Raw genomic sequence first — 23,180 nt, forward strand, 5'->3', positions numbered from 1 at the left:
CCACAGTTTAAAAAAAAGATACAGATTAACATCCTATATCAAATGTTGATCAGTTTATTGATTTCGTTTGTTGGCTCTGTGGGTGTAAATAATATGTTAATCATAGCTGCCGCAAAAATTAGTGAAAGATTTAATTGGCCTTCGCTCCTCTACATTTTTCCTTACGTTCTAACACCAATCTTCATCGTAATTTTCACGTTAATTTTTTTGTTTTCCACACGAAAAATTGTGAGAGATCTCATTACATTAGAGCAAGGGCTTCAAATCATATCTGAAGGAAATCTGAATTATAGGGTGCCCGTTAATCGACAAGATGAACTTGGACGCGTTGCTTCCAACATCAATCACATGACAGAACAGTTAAAGCAACAGATTGCTAAAGAACGTGAATTAGAGCAATCCAAGATGGACATGATCACTGGCATCTCACATGACCTGCGTACACCGCTTACCAGCATAATTGGCTATATTGAGCTTCTCAAATCAGAATCATTTCAAGACAAAGCAGAGTATGATCGTTTCATCCAAAATACCTATAACAAAGCAACGCATTTGAAGAAGTTACTTGATGATTTATTTGAATATACGCGTCTTAACGAAGTGAACACCCAATTGGATTTGAAAAATATTGACCTCTGTCAGCTATTGGACCAATTGTTGTTTGAATTCGAACCTTTAGCTCAGGAGCATGGGATTCGTATTGAAAAAACACTCGGTAATGCTCCAATCATGGTTTCCCTGGATAGTGATAAGATCGCTCGAGCCATCGACAATCTCCTCATGAATGCACTCAAGTATTCCTTTAAACCGGGCACGATTCATGTTCGAATGAGTGTGCAGCATAATCACGTTACCATTGAAGTAGAGAATAAAGGCATACCACTAACGATAGAACAAAAAAACAGACTGTTTGATCGCTTTTATAAGGTGGATTTTTCGAGGAATAGCGAAGGTATTCAATCAGGATCTGGTCTGGGTCTTTCTATTGCGAGGAACATTGCGGATTTACATCAGGGGACTTTAACACTAAAACATACGCGTAACGTATTTATATTCCAACTAAGCTTGCCTTCTAACATCCAGTGAAACATCAATAGCAATGATAATGGAGGATACCGCGATGAAAACATCCGAACCACTTCTTTTCCTGCAAGGATTTCTGAGGAACCCCAAACGAGTAGGCAGTGTCCTCCCCAGCTCCAAATATTTGGCTAAGAAAATTGTCCAGTCTGTACGATGGGATGAGGTAAGAACCATTGCTGAGCTGGGTCCAGGAACAGGGGCCGTCACACGTCTCATAAGATCACATTTACCGAAATCTGCAACCGTGTTTTTATTTGAAAGAGACCCCAAAATGAGAAGTAATCTGAAGAAAACCTATCCTGAATTCATGTTCCATTCCAATGCATCCTATCTATTAAAAAGGATCAATCAAGAATATATCCATCAGTTGGATAGCATCATTTGCGGACTGCCATTTTTTAATTTTTCCAGAGAAATGAGACAAAACATCCTGTCACAGATCCATACAGCGCTCCGACCTGGAGGCACATTAGTGTTATACCAGTACTCCCTTCATATGAAGAAACAATTAGCTGAGTTATTTGAGATGGAGAAAATTCAATTTGTGCCCTTCAGCTTCCCTCCTGTTTTTGTATATGTTTGTCGTAAAAGACAAGATGAAGGACAACGTGTATCGATCGACTTGAGGAAGACTTGATTTATCCACTTTATATGTTTAATGTCCTGTCTTGTCCTGTGAGGATCTAATTATGCGAGTCATCATCTTACGCGGCAACAACCGCGGCATAAACGCGATGAATCGGTTTCGAGCACCAGGCATAATTAATGTCTTGCCACGCAAAAAGCCTCGATACCCTTCTTCGGCCACCTGTCCGGCTTCCATGATCGGGCCCTGCAACATCTTCGAGACACCCATACCCGAACGATCAACAAATCCGGTAGATGTCAGGCCTGGGCACAGTGCTGTCACCGTAACCCCAGTTCCGCTTACTTCATTTTCCAAAGCCTCAGTGAACGATAGCACGTATGCCTTTGTTGCATAATATACCGACATCATCGGCCCAGGGAAAAAACCTACCAACGAAGCCACATTCATCACACCGCCATGCCCACGTTGGATCATATCCGGCAAGAATAGCTTTGTCATGACGGTTAAAGCCTTGATATTCACGTCAATCATATTAACTTCTTGTTCCATATCCGTCTCCATAAATGTCCCGAACAGACCGAAGCCTGCATTATTGACAAGATAGTCAACAACAATGCCCTTTTCCTTCAACTCATGATAAATCTCCTGTGGTACCCCAGGTGCCGCTACATCTTTGGCAATAACCGTCGCCTGAATGCCATACTTTTTCCGATACTCCTGAGCTAGACCCTGTATTTTACCCTCACTTCGTGCTACCAGCACAATATGATGTCCACCTTTGGCAAACCGATCAGCTAACTCTTTACCGATCCCACCCGATACCCCTGTGATTAGAACTGTCTTTATCATATCGTGACCTGCCTCTCTTTTCTATAACATATGTTTCATCTGGAACATCAATTAGAATGAACATTCTATAATAGTAAAAAAATAGACTACCTTAGTATGAGTTCCATGGATAGCATCGCTATACGAAGCAGTTTTTCCTTGGTCATCGAAGTCTTGGCCATCCCCCTTAACCCAATGCTTACGTTATGCAGATATTCCGCCAATACCTCGGCGTTGTACTCCGTTGTGAATTCACCTTCTTGCTGTCCCCACACCATAATGTCCTTGATTAGTTTCTCCGTATTTGCAAACATCTCCGTCGATCGGTGGTTCATGTCTTTATCACGTGCCGCCAATTCTACCGTCGAATTAACAATGAAGCAACCTGATGCTGGAGATTCCTCTCCATGAATTAAAGAAAGAAATATAAACTGAAGTGCTTCCGTTGCCGTTTTAGAACGCTTTACGCCTGCTGCAAGAGCGGAGCTGATTTTGTGATCATACAGATCTACTGACTTTAGAAACAAGGTATGTTTGTCACCAAATGTGTCATACAAGCTTTTACGATGAATTCCCATATGATTAACCAGATCCGTCATAGACGTCTTCTCATAACCTTGTTCCCAAAAAAGTCTCATCGCTTTATCCAGTACAACAGACTCTTCGAACTCTTTGCCTCTCGCCATTGCCTTCCCTCCTGTTCAGAAAACGAACATTAAATAGCATGAGCATGATCTTAACGAGCCTTTAAAAGGTAACAATGACTTTGCCCTGAGAGTGACCCGTTGATACTTTAATCAATGCCTTTTCAATGTCATCAAACGTATACGTAGAATCGATCGAAGGTTTAATGTCTTCTTTTTCTACAAGAGCTGTAATCTCTTGCAATTGAACTCCACTGGAGTGCACGAATAAAAAACGATATTCATTTTGATTCTTACGCGCTAAAGAATCCAGGCGTGCACCTACGAGACCAAACAATGCTCTTTTCCACAACGGGAATTGACTGTCCACTGCAAAGCGATAATTGGGTCCTGCCTTCAAAGAGACTAATTTCCCCTGTGGTTTCAAAATGCTCAGTTCATCTTTGATCTCGTCCGCACCCAAGGTATCGATCACATAATCAATATTCGACAGAATATCAGCATACTGCTCGGTCTTATAATTAATGAATTTATCTGCTCCAATGGATAAAGTACGTGCTCTGCCCCGTTCACTGCCACTTGTAATCACCGTTAATCCCATAGACTTGGCAATTGGGATAGCCATCGCACCGAATCCCCCGGTTCCGCCAGGAATAAACAACTTTTTATTCGGTTCCGCTCGGAGCACATCATGCAATGCTTGATACGCGGTCAAGGCAGTAAGGGGTACTGCAGCAGCTTCGATAAAAGATAGATTTTCAGGCATCATGGATAAAGCATCCTCATGTACAGCCGCATATTCAGCAAAAGCACCAATTTTATTCAGAGGTAACCTTGTATAAACCTTATCACCCACTTTAAAATTCAAAACATCATCACCGACAGCTTCAATGACACCCGATAATTCATTCCCTAAAGTTAAAGGTAACGCATAGTCGGCAATCATCCGAACACTGCCATTCATATTCAAGATATCCAGTGGATTTACACCCGCTGCTTTTACTCTGACAAGAACCTCATGGCTCTGGATCTGAGGTGTCGCAATATCATTAATTTCCACCTGGATTTTTTTAGAGTATTTCTGTATTTGAGCTGCTCTCATCATTTATCCTCTTCCTTTGCTTATAGACTACATAAGTTGAACTAAAGATTATTTACACTGATACTACGATGACAGAACAACCTTCCAATCGCTGTTATCGTGTAAATAAGTAGTTCAACTTATGTAGGAACATGGTGCGCAATCTTCAGTTGTACGCCATGCTCCATACTTGTGCTAGTGTAGCCCCTCTTGCGACTTTAATTCTTCCAACGTAGGGTAATCCGTGTAGCCCTTACTTCCCAATCCAAAGAATGTTGTCGGATCTGCTTCATTCAGTGGCGCACTTTGTTGAAGTCGTTCCACCAAATCTGGATTAGCTAAGGACCATACACCCACAGGTACCACATCAGCGAGACCACGATCTAAATCGACACTGAGATCCTCCAACGTTCTTCCAGCCCGATTGACCAGCAATGGATTTTTCCAGATCGAACGAATGTCTTGGAGCAGGTTCTCATCTCCAAGATGCATAACATGAAGGTAAGCCAAATCCAATTGAGCTAATTCTTTTACAAGGTAGCGATACAGATCAGGACCTTGTTCGCCATCTTGAATTCCACCCAGCGGTGTCCCTGGTGAGATGCGGAAGCCTGTTCGTTCTGCCCCTATTTCCTCCACAATGGCTTTGGTTACTTCAATCGCGAAGCGAGCACGATTTTCTATAGATCCGCCATACTCATCCGTACGTGTATTCGAATTTTCACCGAAGAACTGGTTGATCAAGTAACCATTGGCCCCATGAATCTCAACGCCATCCGCCCCTGCTTCGATCGCTGCGGCTGCTGCTTTTCGGAAATCGGCAATGGTCGTTTGAATATCCTCCTGACTCAATTCACGGGGAACGGGGATATCCTGCATCCCTGTAGCCGTAAACATTTCTACACCCGGTGCGATTGCTGATGGAGCAACCGGTTGACGATGATGCGGGGTATTGTCCGGATGTGACATGCGACCCGCATGCATTAATTGGATATATACATATCCGCCAGCTTCATGCACCGCATCCGTTACCTTTTTCCATCCTTCAATATGCTTATCGGTGTAGATGCCAGGTGACCATAAGTAACCCTGTCCATCATCGGAAGGTTGTGTTCCTTCCGTAATCAGGAGTCCCATCGTTGCGCGTTGAGCATAATAAAGTGCCGCCAACTCTCCAGGTGTACCATCTTCTTGTGCTCGACTGCGTGTCATAGGTGCCATTGCTAGTCGATGAGGCAATTCCATGTTGCCAATCTTTGTTTTACTCCATATCATTTCCAATTGAATGTACTCCTCTTCTTATTTGAGATTTTGTAAATGTATCCTCTGGATTCTGCTGTATTAATTCAATTCTGAAATCACCGGGTAGATTGCACCTGTCAGCTGAAAATCATAGTTCTGATCTACAATCCCTACAACCACTTCATTGTGATCATACAGATCGATCATGAAGCCTGCCATTTCTTTAGCTGTGTGATATTTGGGCATATTCGCTTTGTAATCAAATCCTTCAGCATCTATTGATTTTTGCACAAATTCTGTTTCCGTGATCGCTGGTGCCAGGATCTTCGCTTTTAGTTTTGCACCTTTCAGTTCCAGTTCTTTGGCAAGACCTTCTGTGAAGGCACTAACGTAGTATTTCGATGCAGAATAAGCAACACTGCCTACAGCAATGGCATATCCGAGTGCGGATGAGACGTTGATCAATTGAGTGCCTTCCACATTCGCATAATCTCGCACATACAGTGTAGATAGAATGGTCAAAGATTCGATGTTAACACGCAGCATCGTCTCCACTTTATCCAAATTCTGTTCAGCAATGAACGAGCCTTCTCCGAGCCCTGCATTATTGATCCAAGTCTCAATTTCATATTCCTTCAAATCGTTATAAAGCGTGTACGCCTCTGCGCTAACAGACAGGTCGCTTGTATGAACGATAACATTTACTTTAGGGTCGATACCCTGAATAGTTGATTTAAGTTCTTCAAGCTTATCCAATCTTCTAGCTACCAAAATCAAGTTTTTGCCCCGTGCTGCAAATGCCAATGCTGTTTCATATCCAATTCCTGAACTTGCTCCTGTAATCACTGTGTATTTCATCATATTCTCTCCCTTATATTCTTTAGATTAGTGTACTTTTGTTTCAAGAACGATCATTCTTTAATGTGTAAAAAAACTAGTTAGATCTAACTTGCTGTTAGCATATCATTTCTAGAACGATCAGTAAAGAATTATTTTATATGTAGAAAACATGTTTGGAACTTACTTAAATGAGAAGAGAAACGCTATATAAACCATTTTATATCATAAATTAAGAATTCCTATATCGTTTCACTCCTTCAATTTAAGCAGCACTAACTTTTCCTTCATTGGTTAATCTAATGTCAGGCCAATGGCCATAAGTATAACCATCAACCTTTCCTGGCTATGCTAATCTGAATTCGACATCATCCATCCCAGAAATTCTCCAAACGAATCGGATACCTTTTCAACCTCTTCAAATTCAGGCTCACATCCACGGACAATAGCCCCACTGTCGGTTGTTAAGTCAATGGCATAGAAGGAATATCCATCTTCCACAGACATTACGATCGGCAAGTGATGATCCCACCAGGCCGTTATCTCTAACTGCCAAATAGAATCACCCTCTGCTGCCTCCAAACTAAGCATTTCAAATTCATTCCATTGGAATGCGGTCTCCGTGCTATTGTTGAACTCAGCCTCACAAATAAACCAGGTTTTCTCATCCGGTGCAACGCATTTTTCAACTACATTTAGAAATTCTAAATATTCATCTGGAAGTCCTTTATATCTTGAAGTAACGCTGCTGTTTAAATGTGACTGCGAACCGGATTTACTCATTATGTCCCAGCCCTTTTCCCCTGCCCAAGTCATAAATTCCCTAAAGTGATTGTTTCCTTTTCCATTATTCATTTCCAAATTATACACCTGCCCATCAGCTTAAGAGATAGAAACTATATCACCTATTCGGGATTTGAATGGAAAATCCCTGCTGTCGTGCTTCAAAGAGAAAGACAAAAAGACTGGGAACATGGCCCGAGAAAAGCGGCAACCAGGTTCCAGCCTTTGGTGAGTTGCGGAAAGTTAATTTTAGTTAGGGACAGTTAATTGGGAAATGGACAGGAATTATTAGTTAGTTAGTTAAATATCCGCTGTCTCATCGCCTCAAACAACAAAATCGTTGCCGCCATTGCCGCATTAAGTGACTCAGCCTGTCCTTGCATCGGAATCGTAATCGCATCATCCACCAAACGTGCCGTAGAATCCGAGATACCCTTGCCTTCGTTACCAATCACAAGCCATACCGACTGCGTAAAATCATAACTATAACATGAATGCTCTGCCTGCAAAGAAGTACTTACCAGCTTCACGCCTGCAGCCTTCGCTTCGGGAAGCAAGGATTCCAACTGGCCCTCCACAATGGGCAAATGAAACAATGACCCCATCGTCGAACGAATCGTCTTCGGGTTATATACATCAGCACAGCCAGCACCAAGTACAACCCCCGCGGCTCCAGCTGCGTCCGCACTACGGATGATTGTCCCCACATTCCCTGGGTCCTGCACCCCATCCAGTACAACAACAAGCCCACGCGCTCCGGTAATTAGGCTTTCCAGTGGCTCACTGCCTTTACGCACAATCGCGAATACAGGCTGTGGAGTCATTGTATCCGTACATTTGGCGATAACCGCTGGAGATACACTGACCCACTCCACACGCTGAAGCGGGTTTTCAAGCCCTGCAAGCTCAATCGGCACGCCTTGCTCTCCGTCGTACACGATGCACTCCAGATCTGTCCCGGCACGCAGTGCTTCCTGTACCAGATGAATGCCCTCAATGATATATTTATGTTGACGGGTACGATGCTTTTTCTCCAGCAACTGCGCCCATTCTTTTACACGTGTATTTTGCGGTGATACAATATCCATCTTTCCATCCTTCCCATCTGCATCCATCACTTCGGATACGCAAGCTCCATTTTCGTCAAATGATCCTTGTGACCCACAATGATCAGCACATCTCCAGCTTCGATCCGATCCTCAGCGTACGGCGAGATGTTCATCGAATTCCCACTGCGAATCGCCATCACGTTACACCCAAAACGTGCACGGATGTTTAATTCCATCAGATTTTTACCGATCATTTGCTCGGAGGCTCTCATCTCCAAAATGCTGTAATCCTCAGATAACTCGATGTAATCCAGTATATTAGGCGAGGTCAGATGATGGGCTACGCGTAGTCCCATGTCCCGCTCAGGATAGATGACTTTATCCGCCCCAATCTTCTGCAATACCTTACCATGAAGCTCATTTTGGGCTTTTACGATCAGCACCGGTACACCCATATCTTTCAATATCAGGGTTGTCAGAATGCTTGCCTGAATATCTTCACCAATCGCCACAACGACAACGTCGAAATTCCGTATGCCCAGCGCACGCAGCGCTTCTTCATCTGTTGAATCTGCCGATACCGCATGGGTCACCACATTGGACATTTCCTGGGTCCGTTGCTCGTCCGCATCAATTGCCAGCACGTCAAATCCCATGCCACTCAGTGCATTGGCAACACTTGATCCGAACCGTCCCATGCCAATTACGGCATACTGTTTCTTGGCCATTAGGGTCTTAACCTCCCGCTGCACTTCAGCATGACGCATCATTACGGATACCCATGCTAACGTAAATAATCCTTCGTAGTATACCACAAAGCCTGATAAACTTGAATGCGTTAGCGCTTCCCAGGGAACAGTATTAGAGCAGCCGAATATACGAGGAGGGAATTGCGATGCCCATTACATTAAGCCTGCGTGAAGCGATTGTTCATAAAGTTCATGACAAGAGTGATGATCAGCTCCGGGAGATGATTGAAGGTTCAGTAGATGGACCGGAAGCTGCATTACCTGGACTTGGCGCCATTTTCGAGATGATCTGGAAGAACACAGAACCTGCCAAGCAGGAAGAACTCATTCAAATCGCGCAGGAGCATCTGCACACCATTCCCGTTCAACCGCTTCGCTAAGTGAAGCATTGGAGGGTAAGGTAACCATCATTACGTTTGTTCTGTCTGCAAAAGAAAGCTTTCCCTTATTCGGCTGGATCATACCCGCCTCCAGGTAAGGTGTATAGCAATAGATCCCTCCGCCAATTGGCGGAGGGATCTTATTTTTAACAAACTATCTCATCACATGAGCTTGTCACGTTTAACTAATTTTTTAACAATTCCCACGAAATACTTTTGTCTTCACTTAAGGCGCAGTCTCCAGGAATTGAGCTGTAGGATTTTTATCCATAGCCGTTCTCATTGCGTACTCATTTTCGAAGAGCACTACATAATTTCCTTTTTTATCTTTTACAAGCGCAGAGTTAATCCGGAATTTGCTTGGGTCCAGATTCTCGTCCACGATCCAGCGAGCGAACTGATAAGGCATGCGTTGTAATAGTACGTCTACCCCATACTCGCCTTTCATCCGGTATTCAAATACCTCGAACTGAAGTTGACCAATTACGCCGAGGATAGTCTCGTCGAAACTTGCCGTCTGGAACACCTGAATGGTTCCTTCCTCCGTCAACTGATCAATTCCCTTTTGGTACTGTTTATGTTTCAATGCATTTTTCACAGTAACTTTGGCGAAAATCTCTGGGGAGAACGTTGGCAATTCCTCAAAAATAACTTCGCTGCCTTGGCTCAGTGAATCGCCAATCCGGAAAATACCCGGATCGAACAAACCGATAATATCGCCAGCATATGCCTCTTCGACAATATCCCGGTCTTGTGCCAGGAATTGCTGTGGCTGTGACAGCTTGATTTCTTTGCCCACACGAGTATGCTTCACACTCATTCCACGTTGGAACTTGCCTGACACAATACGAAGGAACGCAATACGATCCCGGTGTGCCGGGTTCATGTTTGCCTGAATCTTGAACACATAACCGCTGAATTTTTCATTCGTTGGCTGAATCTCTCCTGCCGTACTGCGACGTGGTTCAGGCTTCGGTGCCAGTTCCAGGAAGTTCTCCAGGAAAGTCTGTACGCCGAAATTGTTAATCGCACTACCGAAGAATATAGGTGTCAATTCGCCGCGTTGAACTTTCTCCATGTCGAATTGGTCGCCCGCGATATCCAGCAACTCCAGATCCTGACACAATTGATCATGCAGGTATTCTCCTGCCATCTCACGGATAATCGGATCTTTGTAGCCATCTACCTTTTGTACTTTGATCGTTGAGTGATCGTCCCCTTGGAACAACTCCACCTGATTTTTCATCCGGTCATAGACACCACACAGCTCGCGACCTGTACCAATAGGCCAGTTCATCGGAACCGAACGAATACCCAGTACATTTTCAAGTTCTTCCATCAGGTCAAATGGGCTTTTACCCTCACGGTCGAGTTTGTTGATAAACGTAAAGATTGGAATGCCGCGCTTCGCACATACCTGGAACAACTTGATCGTTTGTGCCTCGACACCTTTTGCCACGTCAATCAACATCACCGCGCTATCGGCAGCCGTCAGTGTACGATACGTATCTTCACTGAAATCCTGGTGACCCGGTGTATCCAAAATGTTGACGCGATGATCCAGATAATCAAATTGCATTACGGAAGAGGTAACCGAGATCCCCCGTTGTTTCTCAATTTCCATCCAGTCACTTGTTGCGTGTTTGCTGGCTTTCCGAGCTTTTACCGTTCCCGCAAGGCGAATCGCGCCCCCGAACAGCAACAGTTTCTCGGTTAATGTAGTTTTACCCGCATCCGGGTGAGAGATAATGGCAAACGTCCGGCGTTTGTCCACTTCCTGTTGAAGAATATCATTTGCAGCTTTGCTCATAGGTTTAATCCCTTTCGTCCGTTCATTCACGTTAATCCGGCATAGCCGGTCCATCATTCAATCTTTATGCAATCCGGCGAGGCCGGTTGATTGTACATCAGTTTTTACGTACTAGGTATTTACACACTAGATTAATTTTACACATTTACAATGGAGTTCATCCTCCTCAAATCTGTGCTTTCATGTATACCGTGAACTGCTTCTTAACCCAACTCTCCTATTGTACCATAATCTGTACCGAAAATAACCGATTACTACCGCAGATTCTTCTCTTTTCCCTTGCAAAAAAAAAGCACCCTTCAGCCATTTCCATGGCATCCAGGCACTCCTCATTCATTTTTATTTATCGGTTTTAGAAAATCAATGCATCCAGCGCGTATTGTCCGCCACCTGTCAATGCCAGCGCTACACCAATCACCAGAATCGCGAGATTATATTCGAATCCGTTCTGTGTGGACCAGTATCCGTTCGCGCCATGGACTTTCACAATCGCAATGACCATCGTCAATGCAATCAGAATGCCACCTACTGGTGTAAGCAGACCCAAAGCCAACAGCAATCCGCCACCGAATTCCGCGAGTCCAGCCAGCAACGCCACCAATGCACCGGGCTTCATGCCCATCGACTCAAACCAGCCACCTGTACCCTTGATCCCGTAACCTCCGAACCAACCAAACAGCTTTTGAGCCCCGTGCGCCATGAACGACAATCCAATCACCAAACGAATCAACAACAATCCTACATCCAACATCATTTTCTTTTTCCTCCATTCGATATATACAAAATAGTATTCTTAGATTAAAGATATTATGCACATTTTTTCTTCATGATTCTCTGTGACGCAAACCCCTTCAACTGGTTTACATTTTATCTCATGAATGATAACTTATCCGAAACGTTTGCCCGAATGAAGTTTGTCATTTGCGTAACTCTTTAACTCATGTGTTGAGTATAAGTTACATACTTACTTTTTGTCAACAACTTAATTTAAATTACTTATTTCCTTATGATGGATACCTACCTTTTCCCCCACTAAAAAGCCTGGGTACACCGCAAAATTTGCGATTTCCCCAGGCTCAGTCATGTTGTGTATGTTGTTAATACTGTTGTTAATGACCTTACCCTAACCATTCACTTGCCAGATCACGCTGTCCTCGTCCTGACCATTCACCGGCCACCAGTGGAATCCATCCTGCTCCAGTAGCTTATCTGTCGCTTCTGGTCCCCAAGTTCCAGCAGGGTACGTATGAAGCTCTCCTTGATTCTGCCCCCAGGCTGCTGCGATCCGATCCACAAAAGACCAGGCTGTTGCCACTTCATCCCAACGGGTGAAGTACGTAGAATCCCCTTCTGCTGCATCGTGCAGCAGACGTTCATACGCTTCAGGCGAGTTAATTCCAATCATGCAGCTCTGACAGAAATCCATTGCGAGTGGCTGAATCTCAGAATCCGAGCCTGGCTTCTTGGCATTGATTTTGATATATATGCCTTCCATCGGATTCACCCGAATGACCAGCAGATTCGGCTCCAATTTATACTTTTTACCAAGGTACACGTTGTTTGGCATCGACTTGAACTCAACTACGATCTCGGTTGTTTTCACCGGAAGACGCTTGCCTGTCCGAATGTAGAATGGAACACCCGCCCAGCGGAAATTATCCACGAATACACGTGCTGCAAAATAAGTTTCCGTATTCGACTGCGGATCAACCTTGTCTTCCTGACGATACCCCGGAAGCTGCTTGCCACGGTACTCCCCTTCGGCATACTGCCCCCGTACAACGTTGTTGCTCACTTCCTCATCCGAAGTAAAGGCTCGCAATGAACGCAATACCTTCACCTTCTCATCCCGAATGTCCTCCGGGAATAGGCGACTCGGCGGTTCCATCGCAATCATTGTCAGCATCTGAAGCATATGGTTTTGCCCCATATCACGGAGTGCTCCGGAGTGATCATAATAACCGCCACGTTCTTCCACGCCTACCGTCTCACCCAGCGTAATCTGAACGTTGGCAATATGTTTGTTATTCCAGAGCGGTTCAAAAAAAGCATTTCCGAAGCGGATCACTTCGATATTTTGCACCATTTCCTTGCCCAGATAATGATCAATCCGATAGATTTCCTCTTCACGGAATACCTCACGAATCTGCTCATTCAAATGTTCGGCCGATTGCAGATCATAACCAAATGGTTTTTCGATCACCAAACGGTTCCACCCCTGACTTTCCAACATACCACCGTCCCGCAAACTGTACGAGACACTACCAAACAGCTCAGGTGCCAGTGCCAGATAGAACAGTCGATTCCCCGGCGTGTTAAACTTCGATTCCAGATGCTCTGTCTGCGCACGCAGCTCTTTGAATCCTTCCACATTATTGATATCCAGTGCTTTGTATTCAAAATGATCGACAAAAGCGTTCCACTCATCAGGTTCCCCCGCTGGATAACGGCAGAACTCTTTAATGGATTCATAGATGTCTTCCCGGAATTCTTCTGGGGACCTCGGACGACGTGCTACGCCAATAACCGCAAAGTCTTCGGCAAGCTTGCCTTCACGGTAAAGACTGTAGATAGCCGGAAACAGCTTCCGGCGGGCCAAATCACCCGTTGCTCCAAAAATGAAAAATACTGCGCCTGGTGTCTGTACTTCATCTTGCAATTGTTTTTCAACCATGGGCTCCTCTTTCTTCCGGGAAGATAACTTTCACGCTCTCCCCGAGCTATGTAATGGTGTTATATATGCACGACATACAACTGTCAATTACCAGCAAGTTCCTTCTTGGATGTGATGCCATTTTAGCATATCAACTGAACGGATGCACTATTTCAAACTCATTTTTCTGATAAAGATTCTCAATATTGGGTCCTAATTCATGAAAAATCCATCCCTTAGTATTCAATCGTAATCACCGGAAACCCCACTGTAATTCGATTATCGACCTCGTCTCCAACCTGGTGAACTGCGAGTTGCATATTCAACATGTGCGAGCCACTCTTGATCGATAGGGGCAGCTCAACCGCCTTATAAGAGACACTTGCAGTGCCTGCATCTGTATAACGTTCGACGGAGGCGATATCCACCTTTGTGGACAGCTGTTTTTCGATCAGTTCCAGTTGCTGACTCGCATCATGTTCAGTAGCAGTAACTGCTGTACCTTGCACAGACATATTCCAGCTTGCCTTCATCCCTGAGTCTACAAGCAGTTGACCGATCTGTTCATGTACTGTCATTAATGCCTTCCGATCCATGTGTGCATCCCCTGAAAGTTGTACAATGGCGTAGTATCCGTTGTCTCCTGTATCGACGACATTGACCAACATGCCTGCACCTCCAGTAGCCGTATCGACAATCTCTTCACTGCGGTAAACATCATGGCCCGTCTGGCGTACCCGCACAGGTGGTTCAAGTCCCAAGTGACTTGCCAGTAACACGGCCTGCGCTTGTGCATCTCCCTTGCCTTCTCCTTGCCATTTAATAACTAGACGATCCACATTATCAATCACACTGTCAGCAGTATAGATTAACTGTTCCAGTTGGGCAGCTTTGGATTCGTTCTTCTCTGCGTATACCTGTGTCACACCAATAAGAATTATGATAGCTATTGCCAAGATACCTGTTGTCATCCATCGATTTAACATTTGAATCCCCCGCTTCTTTCTTGCATTCTATGAATCTATCAACAGCATGCCCCTTTCGCATATTTGCTATACTTCTTCTGCACACAACAAAAAAGCCCCACCCGCCACTTGCATGGCACATCGGAGCTTTCATTTATAATTTTCTATATAAATTGAACTACACAATATTTACACTCGCCACTCCGCTGACAGAACAACCTTCCGATCGCTGTTATCCCCAGATTTTTTTTGATTCTTTTTATAAAGGGTAAATCCAGGGATAAAGGCGAAGTTTATGCTTCCGAAGTAGCTTTCTTTCAGAAAGCTTTTAGCTTCGCTTCTTCAGGTTCTTTCTGTCCTCTCCGTTTTGTGTAAATCTTTAGTTCAATTTATATAAATCATCTCTTATCTATACTTCCGCACATTAATGCACGGTTCTTTGGCTTAATGATGTTATTGCATATAGTTCTTGTTATTACTCTGCAAGTCCATTTTTATAAGCATAGATCGCGGCCTGTGTACGGTCGTCTACGCCCAATTTTGCCAGTAGGTTTGTAACATGGAACTTGACTGTTTTGATACCAATGATCAGATCATCAGCGATGTCCTGATTCGATTTACCTTTGGCGAGCAACCGGAGCACATCCATTTCACGGTCTGTTAATTCATCGTGCAAAGGAGCTGCTGCCTGTGGCTGCCGGAAGCGATTCATCATTTTCGAAGCCACCTGTGACTCCAGAACGGATTGCCCGCGAGCGGCTGCGCGAATCGCATCTGCCACTTCATTGGCTCTTGATGTTTTCAACAGATAACTGAATGCACCTGCTTCAATGACAGGATACATTTTTTCATCATCCAGGTAACTGGTCAATACAATGACTTTGCACTCAGGATACATTTTAAGTACCTGACGAGTAGCCTCAATGCCGTCCATTCCTTCCATAACCAGGTCCATCAGAACAACATCAGGCTTATATTCCTGTGCAAGCCGAATGCCTTCCTCTCCACTACCTGCTTCACCAACAACTTCAATTCCATCTTCGGTATCCAGTACCGCTGCAAGACCAATACGTACCATCTCATGATCATCCACGAGCAACACTTTGATCGACGTTTCCGTCTCCGTTTCGACTTCCGGTTCCATTGACATGTTCTTCCTCGCTTTCATCGTTCATCAAAGGTATCGTAATCTCAATCCGCGTTCCCTTACCAGGCGCTGTTACAAAATGTATGGCCCCGCCAATCTCCGTAACACGTTCACGCATGTTAGCCAGACCGTAAGAAGCTTGTTTATTCTCATCCAGATCAAAGCCTTGCCCATCATCACGAATCAATACCCGGATCGCATCAGTACGACGCTGGATCCGTATCTCCATTTTTTCCGCTTTTGCATGCCGTAACGTATTGGACATAGCCTCCTGAACGATCCGGAACAGATGATTCTCGATGCCTTTGATCAGATCAATGTCTTCGTCCATTTCGAGCACAATGTCCATGGGTACTTTTGTTTTCAGTTCCATCACCAGATCACGCAGACCTTGTTCGAGATGTTTACCCTCCAGATAGACTGGACGCAGATGTAACAGTAACGCACGCATCTCGGACTGGGCTACCGAAGCCATCTCCTCAATCAAAGCCACCTGCCGCTGAGCACGTTCAAAATCCTTCTCCATCTTCCGTCCAACGGCCGTTGCTGTCATGGATATCGCGAACAATTGTTGCGATACCGCATCATGCAGTTCCCGTGCCAAACGTTGCCGCTCTTCCACAATAGCCGTAATTCTGGCTTGTTCAGCAAGCTGTGCATTATGAGTAGACAATCGCTGGAGCGTAGATATCTGATCTTCCCACTTTTTGCCGATTCGTCCGAGTTGCTCACTTAAACGGCCCACATCATCATCGCCCAGATCAGGTACAGTGCGTGATAGAGAGCCCTTCTCCCACAGTAGAAGTGTTTCCCGCAGCAGTTCGAGCCGGCGTTTAACCCGGTAACTCTGATAGAACCCAAAGACCGCACCGATTCCAATCAGAAGCAGCAATAAGGCCAGACCCGATTGAATCAGATGACGCCAACCTGTAAACGGAGCAAGATAACCATATGTATACAATACATACAAAATAACAGCGAGCACAATGAAAACCAGGAGGATCCCTTCACCCATACTTCGGGTTACCATGTCGGTATGTCGTTTTGTCTTCATCGGGGTCTCCTCCTTCTCTTCATCTATTTTACTACGGATTACTGATGTTTAGGTCGCCAACAATATAAGAAATGACAAATTTTGCTTTATGTTCACTGGATTCATATCCAGGCGTTCTCCATACTAATTTGTTCATCATACCGCTATCTTGTTCTCCAAGAAGATTAATCCGGCCGAAAAGAACCGATGCTTCAATCTCCACACCATAATCTTCTGGTAGTGTAAGGCGAACATTACCCATAACTCCTTGCAGCAGCACAATTGTTTGTTTCTCCTCCGGAATTGAAAGAGATAGATCCGCGTTAACCTCACCTATGGCATGCCACAGACTCATACTACGTAACGTCCAGGATGATTGATCCCAGTAGTACCGAGCCATGAAATTCTGTTTCTTCATAACGCCTTCGTCCAGATGAATCTTTTTGTTTTTCGAATAAAAGTAAGCTAAAGAAGCCAGTACAATCAAAAATACAATCATTAAATTATCCAGCAATAACAGTGCCGCACCAATGCCAAGATACCGATGACCTTTGCGGGTATCCCCATTGCGGACTTGAAGCATTCCAACCGTTAACAGAATCAGTGCGGCAGCGGTCAGGAAGTTAATATTGTCATTCAATAACATCATTGTGCCAATAATCATAATGACAACTGCAAGCCATTTACTCTTTTGATTCATCCCCGCCGCACCTCCTCTGTAAGTTAATCTCTCTTTATTCAACGGAAAAGCCATACCAGGCAATGAAGTCCTGTATGGCTTAACTTTTGTTCTACCAACCGTACATTATACACGATTTATAGAATATCATATTGTCCACTAAGCGAACAGTTATTCTTTTGAAGTTCCGTTCGCTTCATTCTTGGAACCATTGCCCATTTTATTTTTGAGGGCTTGTAATTGCTGATCCACTTTGAATTGTTTTTCCACATCTACAGGATTCGTATACGTGGATGATGTGTTGCGATAAGGTGCACGAGCTACGTCAGCTTCAGCTTCCAGCTGCATGATTTTCTCTTCCATGCGGTGGAATCCAAGTGATGCGCCGCCACTTTCGATCGAATGCAAGCTGTTGATGGAAGACATTTGTTTTTTAGCTTTTGCCATTTGTGCACGGGATACAAGTTCATTACGTTTGTTACGCATTTTGTAGAACTCATCTTTCATATCATGCAACTGTTGCAACAGATCTTTTGCTTGTGCTTCGGACTGTGCATGCAGTTCGCTGTACTCCGTAATTTTTTGATCAAAGTAGATTTTCTCTTCCAACAATTTGCGTGCCACTTCTTCCTGACCGTTAGACAGAGCAGCTTCTGCTTGGGACTCACGTTGTACCGAAGTACGCTCCGCTTCATCCAAACGTTGTTTCATGCGGCGCTCATTTGCCATTTGTTTAGCAACAGTTACCTCTGCCTCATGAATCTCAGCCTCCATATCACGCAAGTACTGGTTCAACATTACAATCGGGTCCTCTACTTTATCCAACATATCATTTACCGATGCTTTCGTCATATCCTTAATCCGTTTAAATACTCCCATTTTACTTTTCTCCCTTCTCGTAACGAGATAATTTTTGGCGAAGCTCTTCAACTTCTTTTTTCAGTGCTTTTTTCTCGATATCTTTCATCATGGAATCAAGTTCACTTTCTTGCGGTGCTCCTGCTCCGTAGGCGTTGTTGTCATAAGAACGGGGACCAGATTGAGGTCTGCCGTTGAATCCAGGGCCGGGACCGAAGTTACCAGGACCTTGTTGGTTGTGATTATTTTGAAAAGGACCTCTTGGTGGCTGATGATCATAGTTGTCGTATCCTCTGCCAGGACCAGGGCCTTGGCCCGGACCGTAGCCATATGGATCATAAGGCGGATACGGTTCTTTTGGTACCACCAGTGCTGCAATAAAGTATATTAACAACGACGTGCCGCCAGTTACGAAGATACTGATAACAAAGATGATACGCAGCAGGGTGGAATCCATTCCGATGGTTTCGGAAATTCCGCCGCACAAGCCGGTTAACATCCGGTCACGCGTTGAGCGGTATAATTTGCTCATGTGCTTGCTCCTTTCGTTTACTTGTATCCTCTTACGTTGGAATCATAAGCATATGGATCAACGTGATTGGATTCCTTTGGTACCACCAATGCAGCGATGAAGTAGATCAACAATGATGTACCTCCCGTAGCGAAAATACTGATGAAGAAAATGATACGTAGCAGCGTGGTACTCAATCCGAGATTTTCAGAAATGCCACCGATCAAACCTGTTAGCCTTCGATTACGCGCCGAGCGGTATAATTTATTCATTGTGACTACTCCTTTCTGTCATTGTTCAATTTCTGTCTTAAGCGTTCCAGTTCCTTATCCAGCGTAGAGGATGACATGCTGCCAGTCACTCCTGAACCATCTTGATTCATCCGCCGGATATCGCGGAGACTTTGTGCTTCATATTCGAGATCAGAGACTTGATCATCCAGTCGGTTAAACATACGGGGTACATTCTGACCGTTGTGATTGCCTCTCTGGTTCATACGTTGCTGTAACTGAATCGTCTGCATACGAGCGTAGTAATATTGGCGTTTGCTGTATACATTCTGATATTCAACCTTCAGCTGGTCGATCTGTTCATCCAACTCCTGTAATGCCGCATAACTTTGTGCATACAATTCATTGTATTGTTCCATTTTTTCCTCGTGGAGGATTTTCTCCTGCAAGGCCAGCTTAGCGAGATGTTCTTCCCCTGCTTTCAGAGCCATGGAAGCCTGTTCTTCCCGTTTGTTCACCATACCTGCTGCCTGATCGGCTTGTTGTTTCATTTGTCTGGTATGGCTTGCATATTGATGACGAAGTTTCTCGGCTTCACCGATGTCTTGGCGGGTCGAGACCAGGAACTGATCAATCAGTTTGACTGGGTCCTGACTTTGCTCCAAATGTTCGTTCAGATTGGCTACGGTAATATCCCGCATTCGACGAAATACACTCATTATGTTCTGTCCCTCCTTTTCATAATCGTGAAAGCTTAGTACCGACCACGACGACTGCGGTTATTGCTTAGCATTGAGATACCAAAGATGATTAACCCGATCGCGATGATCGGTCCGATCAACCATGCCAGTTTACCCATCAGTGAGATGATACCGATGATGAGAACAATCCAGCCAAGCATCACATTCCCTCGTTTAACTCCGTAGTATCCCAGTGCAATCATCAGGACCGGAATCAGATAACCCATTAAGTGTCCAAGAAGTGGAGTTAACTTTCCGAAGAGGAGTAGTGCACCCAGCGCAATCAATACAATCGCCCAGCCATTTCCCTTATTCAATCTCATAATTGTTGTTCACCGCCCTTTCCATTCGTTCCTTTTAATGTGTTGAGTCATTTGTTCGTTTGTTTCTTGTTTTTTTGTTTCCGTGTTTCTTGTTTAACCTTATGTCCTTATTCTAGGGGATTCCGCGACTTTTCAAAACAGACCGTGGACGGTTTTTCATCCTAGACTCAGGTCGGGGATCTAGTTGGACCTTTGACTGTCCCTATATAAGACCAACGTTCCACCTAAGCTGAATAGCACTCCAAGATACCTTCTATTACCCGTATACAGGCTCTACTTCACCCGATATCACCAGGTAGAGAGAATGATGTCCATGTCTCTATTTACGTTCACACTGCAATTTCGTTTCTCATGATTCCGTATTGGATAGTCATTCCAAGCCGTTTCTCTAACCTTTTCTGCAAAATCATCTATCAGCAATCCCTTATCTCTACTTCTATACTCTCTTATGAAATTACTTTTTTATCCAAATAAACAAAATTTAGATTGTTCTATATGTAAGCGTTTACTAAAATAGAAAGTGTTACTATTTCTAATGTCAGGGGTGGAACTGAAACTGTGCGACCAACCAGCTATCTCCATAAAATGATCATCTTCGGAATCCTGTTAAGCACCCTGCCCATTTTGTTAACGGGAATTGCCGCATTTATCTATTCATCAAACCAAACAGAGCTGCATCGTACGCTGGCCAACAGACAGTTGCTGGAACAAATGCAATCCAACGTTGAGCACAAACTCGCTACAGTTAGTTATATGCTTGATCAGGCCGTTCGCTCTCCAGTAACCCTTCGTTCCCTGTCTGCTTCTTCTTCACTAGAAGGGAAAGGACCTTTGCTTGCCGACAAGCTACAGAGCGAATTTCAGAATATGAGGTCATGGGAACCTTTGCTGGATATTACTCTGGTGAATCAATCTCAGAATTGGCTTATTGATCATGCCGGATTATATCGTAATACGGATTTTCCACTGGCTCTTCCCATGAAGGAATTGATATCGGATACGTTAACTTCTGGATGGCAGCTCTCCCCTTCATCGGTGTTCAGCAATGATGAGCGTTCACCCGGTACAGGTTGTATTTATCATATTGCCCTTGCGAGATCTATTCCGATTCTGAATACGTCTTCCGATGCTGCCCTGATTGCAGGAATCCCTGCATGCTCTTTGCAAAATACAATAGGAGAAGTCTCCTTAGGCAATGCTGCCTCAGGACTGATCATTTTGAATCGGGAACAACGTATCTTGGTCCATCCCGATCCTGTATACATTGGACAACCGTTGTCTGCCATTGGATTACAGGATCGGGATACGGAAGCCAACATAACCAAACTATCACCCATCACATTTTCAACAGGCTTTGAAAAACGGGAAGTTAAGATCGCCGATACACATTATTCTCTGACGTATAGCCCTTCTACCTTAAAAGGATGGACTTATGTTCTAATCTCACCTACCAATATTCTGACACAAGAATATATCGATATCGGATTGCACACCTTGTATATCAGTATCTTCTTACTTCTAATTTCATTATTACTCGCCTGGCTCGGCTCCAAGCGAATGCATGTCCCGATTCGTAAACTTTTAACCCAACTTGGTGACAACCATCTGTCCAAAGAAGGAAACACGGTAGCTCAGCAATCACCACCATTTTCTGATGAGTTCGAACAGATCAGAGCAGGTGTCTCACAATTATCTGCCTCTCACTCCCAATTAGAGAACACACTTAATGTGCATCTATTGCAGATTCGCAATCATTTTATGATGAATCTGTTCCAGGGTAAGATCCCTGTTCATACTCTTCATGACGCCCTGAATGAATATGGCTACACGCATCAGGTTCGGGAATGGCAACAAATTGCTGTTATTACACTACAGGCCGATCTTGTTAATCATACAAAATATAGAGCTAGTGATCGTGATCTCTTATTATTCGCTATTCAAAATATATTGGAGGAAACGGTTGTGCATAACCAACAATTGCTTCCCATTGTGCTGGAACATACAGTAGTCACGGTGATTGGCACCGTGGAACAGGATCAGTTTATTTTTTCACAGCAGCTATATGTATTAACAGACCAGTTACAACAACAGATGGATAAGATTCTGGCTCTTCAAGTCAGTATAGGATTCAGCCAGTCGCACAGCTCTCTACATCACATCCCTCAAGCTTACACAGAAGCCTTGGAAGCACTGAGGCATCGGATGAAGCTGGGAACAGGCATTATTTTTCAATATGAGAACATAGATCATCACACTCCCACTTGGTCCATGACCTACCCGGAATCATTGGAATATTCGTTGATCCAAGCTATTCAAAATGCGGACGAAGTCCAGGCCTCTGCTCTTCTGAAACAACTGCTTGAAGTGATCTTTGGTATGGAGGTTACACCGGAGGAGTATGAGGTGGCTCTTACGAGGCTACTCACGCATATTTTGCAAATGACTCAGGAATCCGGCATACGACTCGGACAGATCTCCCAAGGTCGTGGTTCGATGTTTCATGAACTTCATAGTTTGCAGTACGCTGCTGAAGTTGAGGATTGGTTTAAATATCAAGTCATCTTGCCCGTCATCCAGGTTTTTAAAGCGAGACAGTACGCCCAGTATCAGCATATATCTGAGAAAATGATTGCCATGATTCATCAAGATTATGATAAGGATCTGACGCTTGAGGAATGTGCTGTTAAGCTTCACTACAATGCCAACTACTTAAGTAGTGTTTTCCGCAAAGAGACAGGCTGTGCATTTAGTGAATATCTGACCAAGTACCGATTTAATATCGCTAAAAAATGGCTGGACGAAAGTGATCTAACCGTTAAAGATATCGCAGCACGACTTCGGTACAACAATCCGCAAAACTTTATCCGATCATTCCGTAAATTGGAAGGAATCACCCCCGGCCAGTATCGGGAACGTAAGCAGAAAGCAGAAGTATCGAACAGAAATTAGAAAAGGAGAACGAATGT

General features: G+C 44.2%; 24 protein-coding genes. 4 read left to right on the forward strand and 20 right to left on the reverse strand.

Annotation, left to right across the window (positions count from 1 at the left end; genetic code table 11):
- Window positions 1-42 precede the first annotated feature (42 nt).
- Both NST38_RS25420 and NST38_RS25425 read left to right on the forward strand, forming a co-directional pair.
- Window positions 43-1,086: a sensor histidine kinase gene (locus NST38_RS25420; RefSeq protein ID WP_083685159.1), complete on the forward strand. Its 1,044-nt coding sequence runs from the start codon at window positions 43-45 to the stop codon at window positions 1,084-1,086.
- 34 nt (window positions 1,087-1,120) lie between these two features.
- Window positions 1,121-1,720 (forward strand): class I SAM-dependent methyltransferase, encoded by a 600-nt coding sequence (locus NST38_RS25425; RefSeq protein ID WP_341344118.1) that lies wholly within the window; start codon window positions 1,121-1,123, stop codon window positions 1,718-1,720.
- Window positions 1,721-1,738: 18 nt separating this feature from the next.
- On the opposite strand, the gene NST38_RS25430 is transcribed toward NST38_RS25425, so the two are convergent.
- The 8 genes from NST38_RS25430 to NST38_RS25465 all read right to left on the reverse strand — a co-directional run bounded on the left by NST38_RS25430 (window position 1,739) and on the right by NST38_RS25465 (window position 8,903).
- Entirely contained in the window at window positions 1,739-2,521 is a 783-nt protein-coding gene (locus NST38_RS25430; RefSeq protein WP_341344119.1) for an SDR family NAD(P)-dependent oxidoreductase, read from the reverse strand.
- Between the two features lie 86 nt (window positions 2,522-2,607).
- Window positions 2,608-3,186, reverse strand: a complete 579-nt coding sequence (locus NST38_RS25435) for a TetR/AcrR family transcriptional regulator (protein WP_341344120.1) — start codon at window positions 3,184-3,186, stop codon at window positions 2,608-2,610.
- Window positions 3,187-3,247: 61 nt separating this feature from the next.
- Window positions 3,248-4,246: an NADP-dependent oxidoreductase gene (locus NST38_RS25440; protein ID WP_340020551.1), complete on the reverse strand. Its 999-nt coding sequence runs from the start codon at window positions 4,244-4,246 to the stop codon at window positions 3,248-3,250.
- Window positions 4,247-4,420: 174 nt separating this feature from the next.
- Complete coding sequence (locus NST38_RS25445) at window positions 4,421-5,506, reverse strand: alkene reductase (protein WP_341344121.1); 1,086 nt, start codon at window positions 5,504-5,506, stop codon at window positions 4,421-4,423.
- A 60-nt stretch (window positions 5,507-5,566) separates the two neighbouring features.
- Window positions 5,567-6,325 (reverse strand): SDR family NAD(P)-dependent oxidoreductase, encoded by a 759-nt coding sequence (locus NST38_RS25450; protein ID WP_100529795.1) that lies wholly within the window; start codon window positions 6,323-6,325, stop codon window positions 5,567-5,569.
- Window positions 6,326-6,655: 330 nt separating this feature from the next.
- A complete protein-coding gene (locus NST38_RS25455; RefSeq protein WP_341344122.1) occupies window positions 6,656-7,159 on the reverse strand; it encodes an SMI1/KNR4 family protein in 504 nt (167 codons plus the stop codon).
- A 224-nt stretch (window positions 7,160-7,383) separates the two neighbouring features.
- The gene (locus NST38_RS25460; protein ID WP_341344123.1) at window positions 7,384-8,175 is read right to left on the reverse strand and encodes a TrmH family RNA methyltransferase; all 792 of its coding nucleotides are present in this window, start codon (window positions 8,173-8,175) and stop codon (window positions 7,384-7,386) included.
- Window positions 8,176-8,201: 26 nt separating this feature from the next.
- On the reverse strand, window positions 8,202-8,903 hold the full coding sequence (locus NST38_RS25465) for a potassium channel family protein (RefSeq protein WP_076211287.1): 702 nt from the start codon (window positions 8,901-8,903) through the stop codon (window positions 8,202-8,204).
- Window positions 8,904-9,031: 128 nt separating this feature from the next.
- On the opposite strand from NST38_RS25465, the gene sspI reads away from it, so the two are divergent.
- Window positions 9,032-9,265, forward strand: coding sequence for a small acid-soluble spore protein SspI (gene sspI, locus NST38_RS25470; RefSeq protein ID WP_036673259.1), 234 nt, complete (start codon window positions 9,032-9,034; stop codon window positions 9,263-9,265).
- Between the two features lie 226 nt (window positions 9,266-9,491).
- Here sspI and NST38_RS25475 read toward each other — a convergent pair whose 3' ends face one another.
- The 12 genes from NST38_RS25475 to NST38_RS25530 form a co-directional block, all read right to left on the reverse strand.
- Window positions 9,492-11,075 (reverse strand): peptide chain release factor 3, encoded by a 1,584-nt coding sequence (locus tag NST38_RS25475; protein WP_036605691.1) that lies wholly within the window; start codon window positions 11,073-11,075, stop codon window positions 9,492-9,494.
- A 352-nt stretch (window positions 11,076-11,427) separates the two neighbouring features.
- Window positions 11,428-11,826 carry a DoxX family protein gene (locus NST38_RS25480; protein ID WP_024634146.1) on the reverse strand — a complete coding sequence of 133 codons (399 nt, stop codon included), beginning with the start codon at window positions 11,824-11,826 and terminating at the stop codon, window positions 11,428-11,430.
- A gap of 372 nt (window positions 11,827-12,198) precedes the next feature.
- Window positions 12,199-13,749, reverse strand: a complete 1,551-nt coding sequence (gene zwf / locus NST38_RS25485; RefSeq protein WP_036605690.1) for a glucose-6-phosphate dehydrogenase — start codon at window positions 13,747-13,749, stop codon at window positions 12,199-12,201.
- Between the two features lie 215 nt (window positions 13,750-13,964).
- Window positions 13,965-14,699 carry a YwmB family TATA-box binding protein gene (locus NST38_RS25490; RefSeq protein WP_341344124.1) on the reverse strand — a complete coding sequence of 245 codons (735 nt, stop codon included), beginning with the start codon at window positions 14,697-14,699 and terminating at the stop codon, window positions 13,965-13,967.
- A 469-nt stretch (window positions 14,700-15,168) separates the two neighbouring features.
- Window positions 15,169-15,837, reverse strand: coding sequence for a response regulator transcription factor (locus NST38_RS25495; RefSeq protein WP_091020933.1), 669 nt, complete (start codon window positions 15,835-15,837; stop codon window positions 15,169-15,171).
- Window positions 15,779-16,894 carry a sensor histidine kinase gene (locus NST38_RS25500; protein ID WP_076254542.1) on the reverse strand — a complete coding sequence of 372 codons (1,116 nt, stop codon included), beginning with the start codon at window positions 16,892-16,894 and terminating at the stop codon, window positions 15,779-15,781. The genes NST38_RS25495 and NST38_RS25500 overlap by 59 nt, the downstream gene beginning before the upstream one ends.
- 31 nt (window positions 16,895-16,925) lie before the next feature.
- On the reverse strand, window positions 16,926-17,573 hold the full coding sequence (gene liaF, locus NST38_RS25505; RefSeq protein WP_036605686.1) for a cell wall-active antibiotics response protein LiaF: 648 nt from the start codon (window positions 17,571-17,573) through the stop codon (window positions 16,926-16,928).
- Between the two features lie 150 nt (window positions 17,574-17,723).
- Complete coding sequence (locus tag NST38_RS25510; protein ID WP_017692315.1) at window positions 17,724-18,431, reverse strand: PspA/IM30 family protein; 708 nt, start codon at window positions 18,429-18,431, stop codon at window positions 17,724-17,726.
- A 1-nt stretch (window position 18,432) separates the two neighbouring features.
- Complete coding sequence (locus NST38_RS25515) at window positions 18,433-18,942, reverse strand: PspC domain-containing protein (protein WP_017692314.1); 510 nt, start codon at window positions 18,940-18,942, stop codon at window positions 18,433-18,435.
- A gap of 17 nt (window positions 18,943-18,959) precedes the next feature.
- Window positions 18,960-19,193, reverse strand: a complete 234-nt coding sequence (locus NST38_RS25520; RefSeq protein WP_036673255.1) for a PspC domain-containing protein — start codon at window positions 19,191-19,193, stop codon at window positions 18,960-18,962.
- Between the two features lie 5 nt (window positions 19,194-19,198).
- The gene (locus tag NST38_RS25525; RefSeq protein ID WP_017692312.1) at window positions 19,199-19,870 is read right to left on the reverse strand and encodes a PspA/IM30 family protein; all 672 of its coding nucleotides are present in this window, start codon (window positions 19,868-19,870) and stop codon (window positions 19,199-19,201) included.
- Between the two features lie 35 nt (window positions 19,871-19,905).
- Window positions 19,906-20,214, reverse strand: a complete 309-nt coding sequence (locus tag NST38_RS25530) for a LiaF transmembrane domain-containing protein (RefSeq protein WP_017692311.1) — start codon at window positions 20,212-20,214, stop codon at window positions 19,906-19,908.
- 558 nt (window positions 20,215-20,772) lie between these two features.
- Between NST38_RS25530 and NST38_RS25535 the strand changes: the two genes are divergently transcribed.
- Complete coding sequence (locus tag NST38_RS25535; protein WP_341344125.1) at window positions 20,773-23,163, forward strand: helix-turn-helix domain-containing protein; 2,391 nt, start codon at window positions 20,773-20,775, stop codon at window positions 23,161-23,163.
- The last annotated feature ends 17 nt before the right edge of the window (window positions 23,164-23,180 follow it).

Source organism: Paenibacillus sp. FSL H8-0104, from assembly GCF_038050215.1.
GTDB classification, from domain to species: domain Bacteria; phylum Bacillota; class Bacilli; order Paenibacillales; family Paenibacillaceae; genus Paenibacillus; species Paenibacillus amylolyticus.